Raw genomic sequence first — 15,507 nt, 5'->3', positions numbered from 1 at the left:
GCTCCGGAGGGGATCGCGGGATGTCTGAGCTACGGGTTCCCCGGTCCCGAGGTTATTCTGGAAGATCGGGGGGAATCATGCCGTTCAGGGACGAATGCGGGGTGTTCGGGATCTGCCCCCATGCGGAGGCTTCCCGCCAGACCTACCTGGGCCTCTACGCCCTCCAGCACCGGGGCCAGGAGGCGGCCGGGATCTGCTCCGGCGACGCCGAGGGCCTGCACCTCCACAAGGCCCAGGGCTACGTGGCGGACGTGTTCACCGAGGCCGTCCTGGACGCCCTTCCGGGCGATGCGGCGATCGGGCACACCCGCTACTCGACCACCGGCGGGAACGTCGCCTCGGCCGCCCACCCCTTCCTGATCCACGGCCGGTTCGGGCAGGTGGCCCTCTGCCACAACGGGAACCTCACCAACACCGAGGACCTGCGGGCCCGGCTGATCGCCGACGGCCACACGTTCACCAGCCCCTCCGATTCCGAGGTCCTGCTGGCGCTCATCAACCGTGCCGAGGCCGACACCCTGGAGGAGGCCGTGGTCTCGGCCCTCCGCCAAGCCCGCGGCGCCTATTCGCTCCTGATCCTCACCAACGACGTCCTGATCGCGGCCCGGGATCCCCACGGGTTCCGCCCCCTGGCCATGGGACGCCTGGACAGCACCACCGTCTTCAGCTCCGAGACCTGCGCCTTCGATCTGGTCGGCGCCGGCTACGTCCGCGACGTGGCTCCCGGCGAGGTGATGGTGGTCCCCCGGGACGGCAGCGCGGCGCGCTCCCATTTCCCGCTGCCCAAGGTCCAGCCCAAGCCCTGCGTCTTCGAGCACATCTACTTCGCCCGGCCCGATTCCCTGGTCTACGGCCGGAGCGTGATGGTGGCCCGCCGCGAGATGGGCCGCCAGCTGGCCCTGCGCCACCCGGTGGAGGCGGATCTGGTGGTGCCGGTGCCGGACAGCGGCGTCAGCGCGGCTTTGGGCTATTCGGAGCAGTCGGGGATCCCCTTCGATTTCGGGATGATCCGCAACCACTACGTGGGCCGGACCTTCATCGAGCCCAAGCAGACCATCCGCAGCTTCGGCGTGAAGGTGAAGCTGAACCCCGTGCGTCACCTGCTCGCGGGCAAGCGCGTGGTCCTGGTGGACGACAGCATCGTGCGCGGCACCACCAGCAAGAAGATCGTGCAGATGGTCCGCGAGGCCGGCGCCAAGGAGGTCCATCTCCGGATCTCCAGCCCCCCGACCACCGACCCCTGCTTCTACGGGATCGATACCCCCAAGCGCCAGCACCTCATCGCCTCCGGGCTTTCCGTGGAGGAGATCCGCACGTTCCTCGGGGCCGATTCGCTGGGCTACCTCAGCCTGCCGGACCTCCAGACCTGCATGGGGGACGACGGGCAGGGCTTCTGCTATGCGTGTTTCACGGGCGAGTACCCCGTGGCGCCCATGGGCGAGAAGTAGCGCCGGAGGCATGTCCGGCTCCGGCCCCTCGGGGGCGTCCCACGCCCGCTTCGAGGACGGCCTGCGCTTCCTCGCCGCGGCTCTGGCCCTGGACATCGATCGCCGGAACAGCGCCGCCATCGTCAGCGCAGCCTGCGACGCCATCCAGTGCTTCCTCGCCGTGTTCGAGGTCGCCGCTCACCGCCACCTGCCGGATCCCCAGGGCGAGACGGCCCGCCTCCGGGGCCAGCTTGAGGCTCTCCTGACGCCGCACCAGTCCCCCGCCGATGCCGCCCGCAACGCCCTGGAAGCGGCCCGCCTGGCCCGCGATCAGGCCGCGCTGCTGCTGCCCCGGCTGATGGGGTGAGCGGCCGCGCCCTCTAGAATCCCACCCGCGCCAGGGGCACGTTCCGGGGGACGGGATTCCCCCCGAAGCGCTCCACGGGCATCGTGGCGGCGGCCAGGTCCGCGGGCGTGGGGGCGGGGCCGCCGATGCTGTGGAGATAGCGCTTCAGGTCGAGCCGGAACCAGGCCAGGAATTCCTGGAAGGCCACTTCCCGCAGTTCCGCGGGCGTCAATTCGCCCACCACTTCCACCGTGGCCGAGGCCGATTCCGCCGGCTGGCGGTAGGTCCGCCAGGGGCGGCTGCCGTCCCCCATCAGCCGGCCCAGGAAGGCCTCGTTCCGCCCCGGTTCCGGCGGGGGTTCTCCCCCGGCCAGGAAGCCGCAGGCGAGACAGAGGCAGAGAAGGGCGCGCATGCCTTTCAATGATTCCACACCTCCTGAGGTTCCTCCGGCACCTGATAGCGTGGACGACATGCCCATCGCGATCCTCGGCCCCACCGCCTCCGGCAAATCCGCTGTGGCGGTGGCTGTGGCCCGCCGGCTGGGCGGAACCGTGGTGAACGGCGACCCCTATCAGGCCCTGGCGGGGCTGGCCATCGGCACGGGCCAGCCGGACGCGGAGGAGCGGGGCGGCGTGCCGCACGCGGGCTACGGCGAACTCCCGCTGTCGGCCCGCCCCAATCCCGCGGAATTCGGCGCCTGGGTGCGGGACCGGCTCGCGGCCTGCCGCGAGCCGGTGCTGGTGACGGGCTCGGGCCTCTACCTGCGGGGGATCTGGAACCAGCTCAGCCCTCTGCCCGCCGTGGATCCAGCCCTGGTGGAGCGGGTCCGCCGGTGGGGAGACCGGCTCGGAATCCCCGCGCTCCACCGCTACCTCGCCGCGGTGGATCCCGCGCGGGCCGGGGCGTTGCATCCCAACGACGGCGCCCGGGTCCAGCGCGCCCTGGCCCTGCATTTGGCCTCGGGCCGCGCGCCCTCCGTACTGCTGTCGGCGCCGAAAACCGGCGTTCCGGAGGGCTGGAAGGCGCTCGTGGTCTCGCCGGGCCGGGAGCGGCGCCGCGCCCGGGTGGCCGCGCGGGTGGCGGCCCAGGTGAAGGCGGGCTGGCCCGCGGAGGTGGCGGCGCTGGTGACGGCGGGCCATGCGGCGGATCTGGAAGTCCTCCGTCCCCTGGGCTACGCCCGATGGATGGCGGGCGGCGCTTCCGACGCCGTTCAGGCGGCCATCGTCCAGGAGACGCAGGCCTATGCCAAGCGCCAGGACACGTGGTTCCGCAACCAGCTTCCGGGCGCTCCGGCCTGGGATCCCGATACGGAACCTTTGGAGGCGGCCTTCGCGCGGCTGGGCTTTTCGTGAGGCCCGAACCCTGGCACGAGGGACCCACCTCCCTGGACCTGCTGCGGGGCGCGGACTGGGCGTGGATCGGGCTGCGGTCGGCGGACGGCCTCCATCGCCTGCACAGCGATCTCCTGGTCGCCCTGGACCGCCTGTTCATCGACCTGCGCTGGTCCGGCGTCCGACGGTTGGTCCTGAGCGGCGCGGCGTGGATGGCGGGCGGCGGCGGCCACTTCTCGGCGGGTGCGGATCTGCATGAAGTGGGCGCCCTGGATCCTGGGTCCGCTGATCCCTTCTCCCGCCGGGGCCAGCGGGTGATGTCCCACCTCCTGTGGCCCGGCTGGCGGACCCTGACGCTGATCTCCGGCGTCGCCATGGGCGGCGGCTGCGATCTGGCGCTGCACGGACAGGAGCGCTGGGCGGCGGGCGATGGCCTGCGGCTTGCCCATCCCGCGGCGAAGCACGGGATCCTGACGGGTTTTGGCGGGACGGTTCGCCTCCCGGAAGTTCTGGGACCGGAAGGGGCCGCGCGCCTGTTCCGCGGCTTCGAGACGTGGGAGGCGGAGGAAGCGCTGGCGGCGGGAGCCATCCATCGCATCGTGCCCGCCGCGGCTGCGCGGGAAGCGGTGTTGGCCTGGCTGGCTAGTGGCGCCCCGCAGCGATGAGGGCCGTCACGGCGCCGAGCGTCCCGATCCCGCAGCAGCACAGCAGCACGAAGGGCGTCAGCGCCGCGCACACCCCGCGCCATGTGTCCGTCTTGTGCAGCCGCGCCAGGCCCATGCCGAGGACCACCATGCCCGCGATCTGCGCCAGGAAGCCCAGGTAGGGGATCAGCGCCCCGAGCTGGATGAAGGCCGAGGCGTAGCCGTAGGCGCGGATGCTCTGGTTGACGCCGGCCCCCGGCTTGAGGCCGCCCCACATCCACAGGAATGCGTGGTGGAATGCGCCGCCGATGAGCATCCCCAGAAAACTGACGAGGGGCAGCAGCGCCAGCAGGATGCCGAAGATCGCCGGCATCGCGGCGGCCACCGCCCGGCCGTCGGCCCTTCCCGTGTGTTCCAGGGCCGCCACCGCGATGCCCAGCCCCATGAAGAAGAACAGCCCGGCCACGATGAAGAAGGCTGGCACCGACAGCAGCAGCAGGAAGCGCCAGGGCGCGCCGAAGCCCTCGCCGGCCGGCACTCGTTCGAAGAGTTCCATGGGATTGCGGAAGACCATTTGGAACATCGCGCCCACCCGGGACCAGAACCCGCCGTAGCGTTCGGGATCCTCGAAAGGGACGGGCGCCGGCGAGGGTGGCGGAAGGGGCGGTTCCGGAGGGACGATGGGCGGAATCGAAAGAGGCTCGTCCAGCGGGATCGCCGGAGGCGGGGCATCGTGCGGGCCGGGGATCTCGCTCATCCGTCGCTCCAGAGGGCGGCCTTAACCTATCACGCGCCCCGGAAATCCCTGGGGCGCAATCCCAGCTTCTCCAGGCGGGACAGCAGCGTGGAAGGCGCCAGGCCCGCCAGCGCCGCGGCCCCGTCTCCGCCGGCGATCTTGCCCCGCGCGTGCCGCAGGAGGCGCTCCAGGTAGGTCCGCTCCTGCGCCTCCCACGTGGGCGGGCGGCCGCCCGCGCGCTCTCCGCCGCTGATGGTCAGCGCCCCCGGCGGAAGGCGCAACTCGCGGCCCGCCGACAGGATGGCGGCCCGCTCCAGGACGTTGTGCAGCTCGCGCACGTTGCCGGGCCACGCGTAGGCCTCCAGTTGGGCGCGGACGCCGTCGGGCAGCTGGATGGGCGGGCGCCGGTTCTGCCGGGCGAAGCGGTCGAGGAAGCTCTCCGCCAGGGCGGCGATGTCGTCGGGCCGCTCCCGGAGCGGCGGAAGGTGGATGGGGAACACGCTCAGGCGGTAGAAGAGATCCTCCCGGAAGCGCCCGTCGGCGACGGCCTTCCGCAGGTCCGTGTGGGTGGCGGCCACGAGGCGCACGTCCACCGACCGGGATTTCTCCGCCCCCAGGGGATCGATCTCCTTCTCCTGGATGGCGCGGAGCAGCTTGGGCTGGAGGTCCAGGGGCAGATCGCCGATCTCGTCCAGGAACAGGGTGCCGCCGTCCGCCAGCTCGAACCGGCCCTTCCGCGCGGCGGCCGCCCCGCTGAAGGCGCCCTTCACGTGGCCGAACAGCTCGGATTCGATGAGGGTCGCGGGCAGGGCGCTGCAGTTCACCTTGATGAAGGGCTTCTCGCGGCGGGGCGAGAGGTGGTGGAGGGTCTGGGCGACCTTCTCCTTGCCCGTGCCGGTCTCGCCCGTGATGAGCACCGTGGCGGCCGTAGAGGCCACCTGCCGGAGCTGCTCCACCACGCCTCGCATCGCCGGACTCTCGGCGCGCAGGGGTTCCTGCAGGACGTCGCGGCGCTGGACTTCCCGGAAGTAGCTGACCTCTTCCGCCAGGTGCCGCTCCCGCTCGGCCAGTTGCGCCAGATGCTCGGCCTGCTTCAATCCCAGGGCCAGGAGGGATGCGAACACGCCGACGTGGTGGAGGACGCTCTCTGGATACTGCCGGCAGACCATGGCGTCCAGCGTCATCAGGCCGAAGGTCTCGCCCCGGCTGCGGAGGGGCGCCACCAGGCAGCTGTGGCCGTGGGGCATGTCCACCAGCCCGTGAAAGGTGTCCTCGCCGGGGTCGTCTTCTTCGAAAGTGGCGGGCTTGGAGCGGGGCTTCAGCGCGTTCTGCAGGCGGAGGTTGCCCCGCACGGGAATGAGCGCCTCGGACAATTGGGGCGTGGCCAGGGGGCCCACCGCGTAGGCCACCCGCAGGCCCTCGCCTTCGCGCAGCAGGACGGTCGCGAGGTCGTAGGGGACGAGCCGGCCCAGGCGCTCGAAGGCGTGCCCCACCATGCGATCGGGATCTTCTCCCAAGGTGAGCAGCCCGCCCGCCTCTTCCACCAGGCGGGCCCCCGTGAGGGCGGTATCCAGATCAGGCGCGGCCACGGCCACCTCCATTCCGATTCTCGACATTTCGAGAACCGGGTCAAGGGGCTCCTAGGCGGCCCGCTCCCCCCTGGCCTGGGCCACCAGGTTCTCGATCCGGGCCCGCACTTCGGCCATCAGGGCGTCGCGATCCGGATAGGCGGCGGGGTCCACGGGTTCGCCGACGGCGACCACATAGCGGCCCGGACGCAAATGGATGCTGCCGGAAGGAAGGACCTCGCGCCCTCCCACCGTGGCCGTGGGAATGATGCACACGCCCGCGTCCTGGGCGAGGGCGAAGCCGCCCTTCTTGAAGGGCAGCATCCCGCCGGTGCGGCTGCGGGTGCCCTCGGGGAAGATCACCACGTTCTTCCCGCCGCGGATCTCAGCGGCGGCCGCGTGGATGCTGCGGATGGCCCGGTCGCGGTCGCCGCGGTCGATGAAGATCACGCCCGCGGCCCAGGCCGCCCACCCGATGAAGGGCACGTACTTCAGTTCCTTCTTGGCGATGTAGACCGCCGGGACGGGCAGGGCTCCGATGAGCACCGGGGGATCCATCTGGCTTTCGTGATTGGACATGAAGATCACCGGCTGCTGCCCGGTGCGGATGGCCTCCGGGAGGCGGTCCCAGCCCTCCAGGGTGAAGGGGATGCCGCAGAACCAGGCCATCCCCCGCGCGAACATGGGGGCGATGGCGAAGAAGCCCCGCCGGCCCATGAAGGGGAAGGCCAGCAGGATCGCGGCGACGATCACGGGCACCGACGCCAGGGCCCACAGGGCCATGAGCACCGCGCCCCATCCCGTCTTCCGCCAGTTGGCCACGCCGCCCTCCCGTGCTATTCAAGCTAGCAGTTCCGGAGGGTTCCCGTGGGCATCACCGAGCAGATCCTGGCCGACCACGCCGCGCGAAAAGGGGCGGACGGCGTGACGTGGTTTACCTCCGACGACCTCGCGCGGCTGGGCCTGCGCGATCCTCTGTTCACGGTGATGCAGACCGTCCAGCACACCCTCCGGATGCGGAAGGCGAAGCAGGTGGTGGAGAGCCACGGCTGCACCGACCGGTGGAGCCTCGAAGACGCAGGCTGACGGGGACTAGCCGCGGAGTTCGGCCTCCAGCGCGGCGGCCCGCGGGTGGAGCACCTGGTTCTCCAGGTAGATGTGCAGGTGGAGGTCGCGCTCCAGGGTCTCCAGGCCGTCATAGAGGGCGCGGAAGGTGGCGCACCCGTCGGCGGGCACGGCGTAGGCGGAGGTGAGTTCCCGCAGTTCGGCCAGCAGCCCGCCCACGGCCTCGTGTTCCATCTCCATCACGCGGATGGGGCTCTGGACGGAGCCGAAGCAGGAGGAGCCGGCTTCGCCCTTCTCCATCCGTTGGATGTAGGGAAAGAGGATCTGCTCTTCCTTTATCAGGTGGGGCATGAGATCCCCGGCGAGGGCGCGGAAGATCTCGCCCACCCGGGCCAGTTCGGGGTGACGTTCCTGATGCACCGCCAGCACCTTGGCCATCAGGACGTCCAGCCGCGGCAGCTCCGTGCGGAGGTACTCGTGGTGGGTGGCGATGATGTGCCCGATGAGGTCGGTGAGCGAGGCGGCCTTCCAGTCGCGAAGGGAGGGAACTCCGGCCATCGGAAGTTCAAGAGCCTCGAGTCCCTTTAATACCGCCTCCGGTGCCTGGCCCGCGGCGCGGCAGGCTTCCGCCAGGGTGCGGTGGCCGCCGCAGCAGTAGTCGATGCCCAGTCCCTCGAAGTAGCGCATGGCCTCGGGCCGCGCCATCACCAGCTCGCCCACCTTGATGTCCAGTTCCGCGTTCATGACCGCCTCCAGGAAAGGATCCGGATCCAGAGTCGGTCGGAGGGGGCGTGAGTGGCGTCACATCTTGACTAAAAAGATATGATTTTCTTTAAATTGAAAACTGAAAATATAAATTCATTTTTAACAATATTTAAGGAATGGGATCCGGCCCCCCATCCGTCAGGGGCGAGCAGCGCACGAGGCGCCAGGAGGTGAGCAGGCCGCCGCGGAGGGTGCCGTACTTCCGGATGCAGCCCAGGCCGTAGTGGCTGCAGGTGGGCGTGAACTTGCACTGGGTGGGCAGGTGGCTGGACAGGGTGGCCTGATAGGTGCGGATCAGGCCGCGGCAGACCCAGGCGGTGGGCTGGAACCGCACCGGCAGGAACGCTTCCGCCACCAGGTAGAGCCCGATCGTCGCCAAGGGATGGCCCAGCAGCCAATCGGCCATCCTAGGCCTTCGCCGCATCAGCCTCGGCCTTGACCTTGCGGGCCTCCTCCAGGAAGGCGGGGACCAGGTCCTCCTCCTTCACCTTCCGGATGAGTTCGCCCTTGCGGTAGATGAGGCCCTCGCCGGCGCCGCCCGCCACGCCGAGGTCCGCGTCCTTGGCCTCGCCGGGGCCGTTCACGACGCAGCCCATCACGGCGTAGGTGATGTTCTCGTGGTTGATGGCCTTCAGGCCCTCCTCGATCTCGTTCGCGACGCGGTTGAGGTCGATCTGGACGCGACCGCAGCTGGGGCAGCTCACCATCCGGAACCCGCCGGTGCGGAGGGCCAGGGAACGCAGCAGCTCGTGGCCCACCCGGCATTCGTCCTCGCCCTCGCCCGTGAGCGAGACGCGGATGGTGTCGCCCAGGCCCTCGGCCAGGAGGATTCCCATTCCGACGCTCGACCGGATGGTGCCCCCGAAGGGCGTGCCGGCCTCGGTGATCCCCAGGTGGAAGGGATAGTCCACCTGCTTCGCCAGCAGGCGGTAGGCCTGGACCGTGCGGATCACGTCGCTGGCCTTCAGGCTGATCTTGATGTCGCGGAAGCTCTCGCGCTCCAGGGTCTCGATGTGGCGCAGGGCGCTCTCCACCATGGCCTCGGGCGTGGCGGAGCCGAACTTCTCCAGCAGGTCCTTCTCCAGGCTGCCGCCGTTGACGCCGATGCGGATGGGGATGCCCTTGGCGCCGGCCTTCTCCACCACCGCCTTCACGCGGTCCTGCCCGCCGATGTTGCCGGGGTTGATGCGGAGGCAGGCGGCGCCGCCGTCCGCGGCCACCAGCGCCAGGCGGTAGTCGAAGTGGATGTCGGCCACCACCGGGATGGGGCTGCGGTCGCAGATCTCGTGGAAGACCTCGCCGGCCTTCTTGGTGGGCACGCTCACCCGCACGATCTCGCAGCCGGCGTTGGCGTAGCCGTAGATCTGCTTGACCGTGGCCTCGACGTCGCGCGTGTCCGTCTTGGTCATGCTCTGCACGGTGATGGGCGCGTCGCCGCCCACGGGAACCTTGCCCACCAGGATCTGGCGCGTCCTGCGGCGGGGGGCGAGGGGCTGGGTTTCGGGAGCGGACATGGGGCCTCGTGCTCGAAGGTTCCAGTCTACCTGCCCCCACATTCTTCGCGGGCGCCGTACATGGCGCGCGGCCCCGTGGGGCCGCGCGGAGAACTGGAGAGAAACGGCTTACCGCTTGAGGTTGAGGGTCTCCTGGAGCAGTTCGTCGGTGGTGGTGACGATCCGGGAGTTGGCCTGGTAGCCGCGCTGGCTGAGGATCAGCTTGGTGAACTCGCCGGCCACGTCCACGTTGGAGAGTTCCAGGTTGGAGCCCAGGACGCCGCCGCGGCCGCCCTGGTTGGCGAGGCCGATGGTAGGCGAGCCCGAGGCGAGGCTCTGGCCCCAGTGGTTATTCCCGGTCTGGACCAGGCCGTTCACGTTGGTGAAGCTGGACAGCGCGACCTGGGCGAGGGAGATCACCTGCCCGTTGGTGAAGGTGCCCGTGATCACGCCGTTCTGGTCCACCGTCAGGTCGCGCAGGGTGCCGGCGGCGTAGCCGTCCTGGAAGCTGCTGCTGGTGGTGCTGGCGGCGGAGTACTGGGTGACGTTGACGGAGTTGTCGGAGTTGACGATGTTCCAGTTCACGCTCTGGACCGCCGTGCCGTTGCCCCAGTCGATGTTGCCCAGCACGGGGTTGTTGGCGGACGTGGCGGGCTGGCCGTTGATGGTGAGCAGGGTGCCCGTGGTGCTGAAGGTCAACGTGCCGGTCGCGCCCGATCCGATGGTGGCGGGGGCGGTCACGGAGGCCGCGTAGGACCACGCGTTCGGGCCGGTCTTGGTGTAGGTGACGGTGACGTTCTGGGCGTTGCCCTGGCTGTCGTAGACCTGGATGGGGGTCGTCAGGGACGAGACCGGCGTGCTGGCCGGGGTCGTGGAGGTGGGATCGAAGGTGGAGGCGTTGAGGTTGATTCCCAGGCGGATGTTCTGGGTGGCGAAGGCGCTGGCGGTGGTGCTGGCGTCGATCCGGATGGGGGACAGGGAGGCCGACGTGTTCACCACGCCGGTGGTGGAATCCCGGTTCCAGCCCATGACGTTGGCGCCGTCGCTGGCCACCAGGTAGCCGTCGTTGTTCCGGGTGAAGTTGCCGGCCCGGCTGAAGACCTGGCGCCCGTCCGACGTCTGCAGGGTGAAGAACCCGTTGCCCTGGATGGCCATGTCGAGGGCGTTGCCGGTGCTCTGGAAGGAGGACTGGGAGAAGTCCTGGCTCACGCTGTTGGTCTGCACGCCCAGGCCGAACTGGATGGGATTGCCGTTCCCCTGCGTGGAGACGCCGCCCAGGCTCGTGCTGAAGATGTCGCGGAAGGTCGTGCTGGAGCCCTTGAAGCCCACCGTGTTGATGTTCGACAGGTTGTTACCGATCACGTTCAGGGCGTTGGCGTTGGTGGACAACCCCGAGAGGCCCGAGTAGAAGGCGGAATAGAGGCTCATGAAGGACTCCTTGGACCGAGGTCGAGGTCAGGCGCTGATTTCGAGGACGTTGTCGAGGGAGACGGTGTTGGTTCCGGACGTGATGTAGATCCCCCCGCTGTTGAAGGCGACGCCGTCGACCTTCAGCTGGAGGCTGGTCTTGTAGGAGACGGCGTTGCCGTCGGTGCCGGTGGCGGAGATCGACACGCTGTAGGCGCCGTCGGCCAGCTGGTTCCCCGCCGAGTCGCGACCGTCCCACGTGAGGGTCGACGTGCCGCTGTTGAGGGTGCCCTGGGGGAGGGTCGCCACGGTGTTGCCCTGGGCGTCCTTGACGGTGACGGTGACGCTGGCGGACTTGGCCAGCTCCAGGTTCATGGAAGCGGCGCCCGACTTGAGGTTGAAGCCCGACCCGTCCACCTTCACGGTCTTGCCCACGAGGCTGGCGGTCTGCGCCTGGAAAAGGCCCGAAGTCTGGGTCTGGAGGCCGGAGAGCAGGGTGTTGGTCTGCTGGGCCTGCTCGAGGCTGGAGAAGCTGGTGAGCTGCTGGACCATCTGGTTGGGATCCTGGCCTTCGCCGGTGGGATCCTGGTTCTGGAGCTGGGCCACCAGGAGCTTGAGGAACCCATCCTTGTCCAGCGTGTTCTTCGCCGTGGACGTGGTGCTGGTGGAGCTGGTGCTCGCGGTGGTCGAGCTGATCATGCCGGTTTCCATGGAACCTCCAGATGGGGGGAATGAACAGGAAGCGTGCCGATTAGGCGTAGAGCTCGACGCGGTGCGGGTTTAGAGCCGACGGCAGGATCTGGGCGGGTGCTTCTTGCCGGGCCTCGACCGTCCCCGCCGCCGCCCAACCGCGCGAAGCGGGGGCCGAAGGAGATTCCTGGAAGGAGCGCTGTCCCTGCTGGAGATCGAAACTGCCCAGCTGGAGTCCCTGCTCCTTGAGGGACTGCTCCAGGTGGGGGCGGCCCTCCTGGACTGCCTGGACGGAGCCGGGCTCCGTGATCCACAGGCGGGCGTGGACCTCGCCGCCTTCGACCTTGAGGTGGATGGTCACCTGACCCAGGGATTCGGGATGGAGCTGGAGTTGCGCCTCCTGGGCGCCGCCCTTCAGCATCCAGCGGAAGCCGCCCTCCACCTGCGCCACGGGCGCCGAGGGCGGCTGGGCGAGCGCGCCCGAGGCCGCGGGCACGGGATCCGGGGAGGCGACGGGGGAGGCCGTCGGCGCGGTGGGCGTTCCGGCCACCACCAGGGGCGAAGCGTCCATGAGGACGGACGCGCCCGCATGGGGGAGGGGTTCGGCCAGGGACGTGCCGGCAGCCGCTTTCAGCAGGGAGAGCTCGATGGCGGGCGCGGAAGGGCCATCCCCCTCGGCAGCGGAGAGGGGCGTGGCGGGCAGAGCCTGGGCCGCAGGCGCGGCTTCCGCGCTGGGATGGCCTGCGCGGGCGGTGCCTTCTCCGCTGGTAGTGGACGGCTGGGCCGGGGTTGTCGACGCCGCGGCCGGAACCCCTTTGACCGCGATGGGGGTCGCCGGGACTTCCTCTACTTCCGCGCCTTCGGCCGCCGCCTTGAGATTCGCTGCTTTCGGAGGCGCGGCCGGGGTCTTGGTCGCCCCGGAATGGGTCACGATGACGGCAACCGCTGCCGGCGCCTCGGAAGGTGCCGGGCCCTGGGTGCCTTCGGCCACCTGGGGAGAGGCCGCAGGCGCGCCCGTCTTCAGGGCCGCGGCGACGGCAGCGTCCGCGGAGAGCGCCTCCTTCGACGGGGCCTTCACCGCGGCCTCCGTGGGGAGAGCGGGGGTGGCGGCGGCCGGAGCGGTCGCTGCGGGGGACGCGATCGCCGTCGGAGAAGGGGCCGTCGGGACGGGGCTGCCCGGGACGGCGGGGGTGGCCGCAGAGGCAGAAGTGGCGGACGCGGTCGAAGCCGGGGTCTGGGCGGAATCGGCTGGGTCGGCTGATTTCGCAGAGGGTTTGTCGGAGGAGCGCTTGGCCGGGTCAGGCTTGGCCGGCTGCTTGGATTCCTGGACGTCCGAGGTTCCGGTGCCGGCTTCAGCCGCCGAGTTTGAAGGGGCGTCCGCTTTCTCCTGCTTCTTTTCGGCGACGGGCCGGGCGCCCCGTTCCGCGGTGGGGCGGGCCGGGGGGGCCTCCGGACGGGGGGTCTGGACGAACTGGGCCATCAGGCCGGCGAAGTGGCCGTCCGAGGCGTCCGCGTCCTTCGCCTCCGGCCGCTCGGGCAGGGGACGATCGGGGACTGCGAGGACGGCTGTCGCGCTGGGGGAGACCATGGGAACTCCGCACCCGGATCTTCCGGAGTGGGAGATGCTGCGCGAGGACCGTGCCGATGCCGCTGGGCAGAAAGGTTCAGGCGCCCGCTTCCTTCGGCTTGCTGAGGCCCACCCGTTCCGACAGCCGCCCCGCCAGCTTGGCGTCCAGGGGAGCCAACTGGTCCATGAGCCGGGCGGCCTTCTTGGGGGTCATCCCCGCGAGCAGGGCCACGGCCACTTCCTGGTTCTGGGCAGCCAGTTCCCGCATGGCCTGGGCCCCAGCGGCAGGCTCCATGGCCTCGTAGGTCCGGATGATCTGGGGATCGATAACGGGCCGGATCTTCAGCTGCTCGAGCTTGGCGAGCGCATCCTGGACGGCCTTTTCGCGGGTGGCGAGCTCTCCGCGGTCCTTGTCCAGGGTGGTCTGGAGGGTGATGAGCCGCTGCTCCAACTGGCGAAGCTCCGCCTCCTTCTGGGCGACGGTCTTCTCCCGGGCCTGGAGTTGGGAGGCCAAATCGGCCACTTTGACCCCCTCGGCGGCGGCGCCCTTGGGATCGGTCTTCGGCTCCTGGGCGGACAGCCACAGGACACCGGCGGACAGGACGACGGGAATGGAGATCCAGAGGAGGTAGCGGCTGTTCATGGGAACTCCTACGCGCCTAAGCGCTCTGGCGGTGGTGGCGCAGGACGGCCAGCTCGTCCATCTCGATGATTTCGCGCAGTTCCTGCTCGCGGGCGTGGAGGAGGGCGCGGCGCTCCTTGAGGCGCACCAGCATCAGGTGGTTCCGGTGAGCCACGGTCAGGCCCTCCCGGGCGGCGACCACCTGGGCCGAAGCGGCCCGCAGGCGTTCGTAGCCCTCCCGCTGGCGGCGTTCGAGCACCACCAGGAAGCGCTCTCCTGCGCGCCACAGGTCGAGGTCGAGCACCTGTCCCGAGGCGGAGCGGCGACTCTCGAACAGGCCGCGGCGCTGCTCCACGAGGCTGTCCAGGTGGGCCTGCGCCTCCCGTTCCGCCTGAAGGGCCCGGCCCAGCACGCGCTCCGCTTCCCGTTCCAGGGCTTCGCGCAGCCGGCGGAGCGGCTCGAGGCGGAACTGGAAGCGGGCGGCCATCAGCTGCGGCCCTTCAGGAAGGGCGCCAGGTCGATGCCGAAGATCTGGCCCATGGCGAGCAGGGCCTGCCGATGGTCGGAGGCCTCCGCGGTGGCCTGGCGGAGGAAGGCCTGGATGGCGGGCTGGAACTGGATGGCCTGGTCGATGGCGGTGCTGGAGCCCTTGGTGTAGGCGCCGATCTGGATGAGGTCCTCGGCGTCCTGGTAGGTGGCCATCAGGTCCCGCAGCTTGCTGGCGAGCTGCTTCTGCTCCGGCGGCGCCAGGGCGCTGAACAGGCGCGAGAGGCTGGGCAGGACGTCGATGGCGGGAAAGTGGTTCTTCGAACCCAGCTTGCGGGACAGGACGACGTGGCCGTCGAGGATGCCGCGCACCGCGTCGCTGATGGGCTCATTCATGTCGTCGCCCTCCACCAGCACCGTGTAGATGCCCGTGATAGAGCCCATGCCCTCGAAGGTTCCCGCCCGCTCCATCAGCCGGGGCAGGAGGGCGAAGACGGAGGGCGTGTAGCCCCGGGAGCTGGGGGGCTCGCCGGCGCTGAGGCCCACCTCGCGCTGGGCCATGGCGAAGCGGGTGACGCTGTCCATCATCAGAAGGACGTCCTTCCCCTGGCGCATGAAGTACTCGGCGACGGTGGTGCCGGCCATGGCGCAGCGCAGGCGGAGGAGGGGCGTCTGGTCGCTGGTGGAGACCACCACCACGCTGCGCTTTAGGCCCTCTTCGCCCAGGTCGTTCTCGATGAATTCGCGCAGCTCGCGCCCGCGCTCCCCCACCAGCGTGATCACGTTCACCGACGCCGACGTGTTGCGCGCGATCATGCCCATGAGCGTGGATTTGCCCACGCCGGAGCCCGCGAAGATGCCCACCCGCTGGCCCTTCCCGAGGGTGAGGAGCCCGTCGATGACCCGGACGCCCGTGGACAGCACTTCGCTGATGCGCTTCCGGCGCATGGGGTTCGGCGGCGGTCCCTGGAGGGGCAGGTGGGCGGTGGCTTCCACCGGCGGGCCTCCGTCCAGGGGCCGGCCGAGCGGATCGATCACCCGCCCCAGCAGGTTGTCGGACAAGGGCAGCTCGGACTGGTGGCCGGTGGCCTCCACCCACAGCCCCGGCCGGATGCCTTCGATCTCTTCCACGGGCATCAGCAGTACCTGCTGGCCGGAGAAACCCACGACCTCCGCGTGGATGAGCCGGGGCCGCCCGCCGGCATCCGTTCCGTGAATGAGCATCTGCTCACCGACGGAGCACTCCGGACCGGTGGATTCCACCACCAGGCCCACGACCTTGGTGACGCGGCCCAGCCAGTCGGCCTTCGGCAGGTGCTTCAGCTGGGCGGCCAGCGTGGCGGGATCGAGCAGCGCGGGG

18 protein-coding genes are annotated in these 15,507 nt (G+C 70.0%); 5 read left to right on the top strand and 13 right to left on the bottom strand.

Going from position 1 to position 15,507, the window contains the following annotated elements:
• Nucleotides 1-77 precede the first annotated feature (77 nt).
• Both purF and RAH39_RS14095 read left to right on the top strand, forming a co-directional pair.
• On the top strand, nucleotides 78-1,448 hold the full coding sequence (purF, locus tag RAH39_RS10975; RefSeq protein ID WP_306590144.1) for an amidophosphoribosyltransferase: 1,371 nt from the start codon (nucleotides 78-80) through the stop codon (nucleotides 1,446-1,448).
• Nucleotides 1,449-1,458: 10 nt separating this feature from the next.
• Nucleotides 1,459-1,794, top strand: a complete 336-nt coding sequence (locus RAH39_RS14095; protein ID WP_373467325.1) for a hypothetical protein — start codon at nucleotides 1,459-1,461, stop codon at nucleotides 1,792-1,794.
• A 13-nt stretch (nucleotides 1,795-1,807) separates the two neighbouring features.
• Here the strand turns inward: RAH39_RS14095 and RAH39_RS10965 are convergent, their stop codons facing one another.
• Nucleotides 1,808-2,185 carry a hypothetical protein gene (locus RAH39_RS10965; RefSeq protein ID WP_306590143.1) on the bottom strand — a complete coding sequence of 126 codons (378 nt, stop codon included), beginning with the start codon at nucleotides 2,183-2,185 and terminating at the stop codon, nucleotides 1,808-1,810.
• 58 nt (nucleotides 2,186-2,243) lie between these two features.
• Between RAH39_RS10965 and miaA the strand changes: the two genes are divergently transcribed.
• The gene (miaA, locus tag RAH39_RS10960) at nucleotides 2,244-3,125 is read left to right on the top strand and encodes a tRNA (adenosine(37)-N6)-dimethylallyltransferase MiaA (RefSeq protein ID WP_306590142.1); all 882 of its coding nucleotides are present in this window, start codon (nucleotides 2,244-2,246) and stop codon (nucleotides 3,123-3,125) included.
• On the top strand, nucleotides 3,122-3,769 hold the full coding sequence (locus RAH39_RS10955) for an enoyl-CoA hydratase/isomerase family protein (protein WP_306590141.1): 648 nt from the start codon (nucleotides 3,122-3,124) through the stop codon (nucleotides 3,767-3,769). The genes miaA and RAH39_RS10955 overlap by 4 nt, the downstream gene beginning before the upstream one ends.
• Here the strand turns inward: RAH39_RS10955 and RAH39_RS10950 are convergent.
• From RAH39_RS10950 to RAH39_RS10940, 3 genes are read right to left on the bottom strand one after another with little or no spacing between them, the layout of a single operon-like run.
• A complete protein-coding gene (locus RAH39_RS10950) occupies nucleotides 3,747-4,505 on the bottom strand; it encodes a YIP1 family protein (protein ID WP_306590140.1) in 759 nt (252 codons plus the stop codon). The genes RAH39_RS10955 and RAH39_RS10950 overlap by 23 nt on opposite strands.
• A gap of 29 nt (nucleotides 4,506-4,534) precedes the next feature.
• Complete coding sequence (locus tag RAH39_RS10945) at nucleotides 4,535-6,073, bottom strand: sigma 54-interacting transcriptional regulator (RefSeq protein ID WP_306590139.1); 1,539 nt, start codon at nucleotides 6,071-6,073, stop codon at nucleotides 4,535-4,537.
• Between the two features lie 51 nt (nucleotides 6,074-6,124).
• On the bottom strand, nucleotides 6,125-6,874 hold the full coding sequence (locus RAH39_RS10940) for a lysophospholipid acyltransferase family protein (RefSeq protein WP_306590138.1): 750 nt from the start codon (nucleotides 6,872-6,874) through the stop codon (nucleotides 6,125-6,127).
• A gap of 45 nt (nucleotides 6,875-6,919) precedes the next feature.
• On the opposite strand from RAH39_RS10940, the gene RAH39_RS10935 reads away from it, so the two are divergent.
• Nucleotides 6,920-7,138 (top strand): hypothetical protein, encoded by a 219-nt coding sequence (locus RAH39_RS10935; RefSeq protein WP_306590137.1) that lies wholly within the window; start codon nucleotides 6,920-6,922, stop codon nucleotides 7,136-7,138.
• A gap of 6 nt (nucleotides 7,139-7,144) precedes the next feature.
• On the opposite strand, the gene ric is transcribed toward RAH39_RS10935, so the two are convergent.
• The 9 genes from ric to RAH39_RS10890 all read right to left on the bottom strand — a co-directional run bounded on the left by ric (nucleotide 7,145) and on the right by RAH39_RS10890 (nucleotide 15,500).
• Nucleotides 7,145-7,861, bottom strand: coding sequence for an iron-sulfur cluster repair di-iron protein (ric, locus tag RAH39_RS10930; protein ID WP_306590136.1), 717 nt, complete (start codon nucleotides 7,859-7,861; stop codon nucleotides 7,145-7,147).
• A 130-nt stretch (nucleotides 7,862-7,991) separates the two neighbouring features.
• Nucleotides 7,992-8,216: a membrane protein insertion efficiency factor YidD gene (gene yidD / locus RAH39_RS10925; RefSeq protein ID WP_373467359.1), complete on the bottom strand. Its 225-nt coding sequence runs from the start codon at nucleotides 8,214-8,216 to the stop codon at nucleotides 7,992-7,994.
• A 73-nt stretch (nucleotides 8,217-8,289) separates the two neighbouring features.
• On the bottom strand, nucleotides 8,290-9,396 hold the full coding sequence (gene ispG / locus RAH39_RS10920) for a flavodoxin-dependent (E)-4-hydroxy-3-methylbut-2-enyl-diphosphate synthase (protein ID WP_306590134.1): 1,107 nt from the start codon (nucleotides 9,394-9,396) through the stop codon (nucleotides 8,290-8,292).
• A gap of 108 nt (nucleotides 9,397-9,504) precedes the next feature.
• Nucleotides 9,505-10,803: a flagellar hook protein FlgE gene (locus RAH39_RS10915; protein WP_306590133.1), complete on the bottom strand. Its 1,299-nt coding sequence runs from the start codon at nucleotides 10,801-10,803 to the stop codon at nucleotides 9,505-9,507.
• Between the two features lie 27 nt (nucleotides 10,804-10,830).
• Entirely contained in the window at nucleotides 10,831-11,493 is a 663-nt protein-coding gene (locus tag RAH39_RS10910) for a flagellar hook assembly protein FlgD (RefSeq protein ID WP_306590132.1), read from the bottom strand.
• Nucleotides 11,494-11,533: 40 nt separating this feature from the next.
• Nucleotides 11,534-13,060, bottom strand: coding sequence for a flagellar hook-length control protein FliK (locus RAH39_RS10905; protein WP_306590131.1), 1,527 nt, complete (start codon nucleotides 13,058-13,060; stop codon nucleotides 11,534-11,536).
• A 76-nt stretch (nucleotides 13,061-13,136) separates the two neighbouring features.
• A complete protein-coding gene (locus RAH39_RS10900; RefSeq protein ID WP_306590130.1) occupies nucleotides 13,137-13,682 on the bottom strand; it encodes a MotE family protein in 546 nt (181 codons plus the stop codon).
• Nucleotides 13,683-13,698: 16 nt separating this feature from the next.
• Nucleotides 13,699-14,148 (bottom strand): flagellar export protein FliJ, encoded by a 450-nt coding sequence (locus RAH39_RS10895; RefSeq protein WP_306590129.1) that lies wholly within the window; start codon nucleotides 14,146-14,148, stop codon nucleotides 13,699-13,701.
• Nucleotides 14,148-15,500 (bottom strand): FliI/YscN family ATPase, encoded by a 1,353-nt coding sequence (locus RAH39_RS10890; protein WP_373467358.1) that lies wholly within the window; start codon nucleotides 15,498-15,500, stop codon nucleotides 14,148-14,150. The genes RAH39_RS10895 and RAH39_RS10890 overlap by 1 nt, the downstream gene beginning before the upstream one ends.
• Between the last annotated feature and the right edge of the window lie 7 nt (nucleotides 15,501-15,507).

This window comes from Geothrix sp. 21YS21S-4 (assembly GCF_030845995.1).
GTDB lineage: Bacteria > Acidobacteriota > Holophagae > Holophagales > Holophagaceae > Geothrix.
The sequence above is the reverse complement of the archived record's forward strand: the minus strand, read 5'-3'. Positions and strand labels throughout refer to the sequence as shown.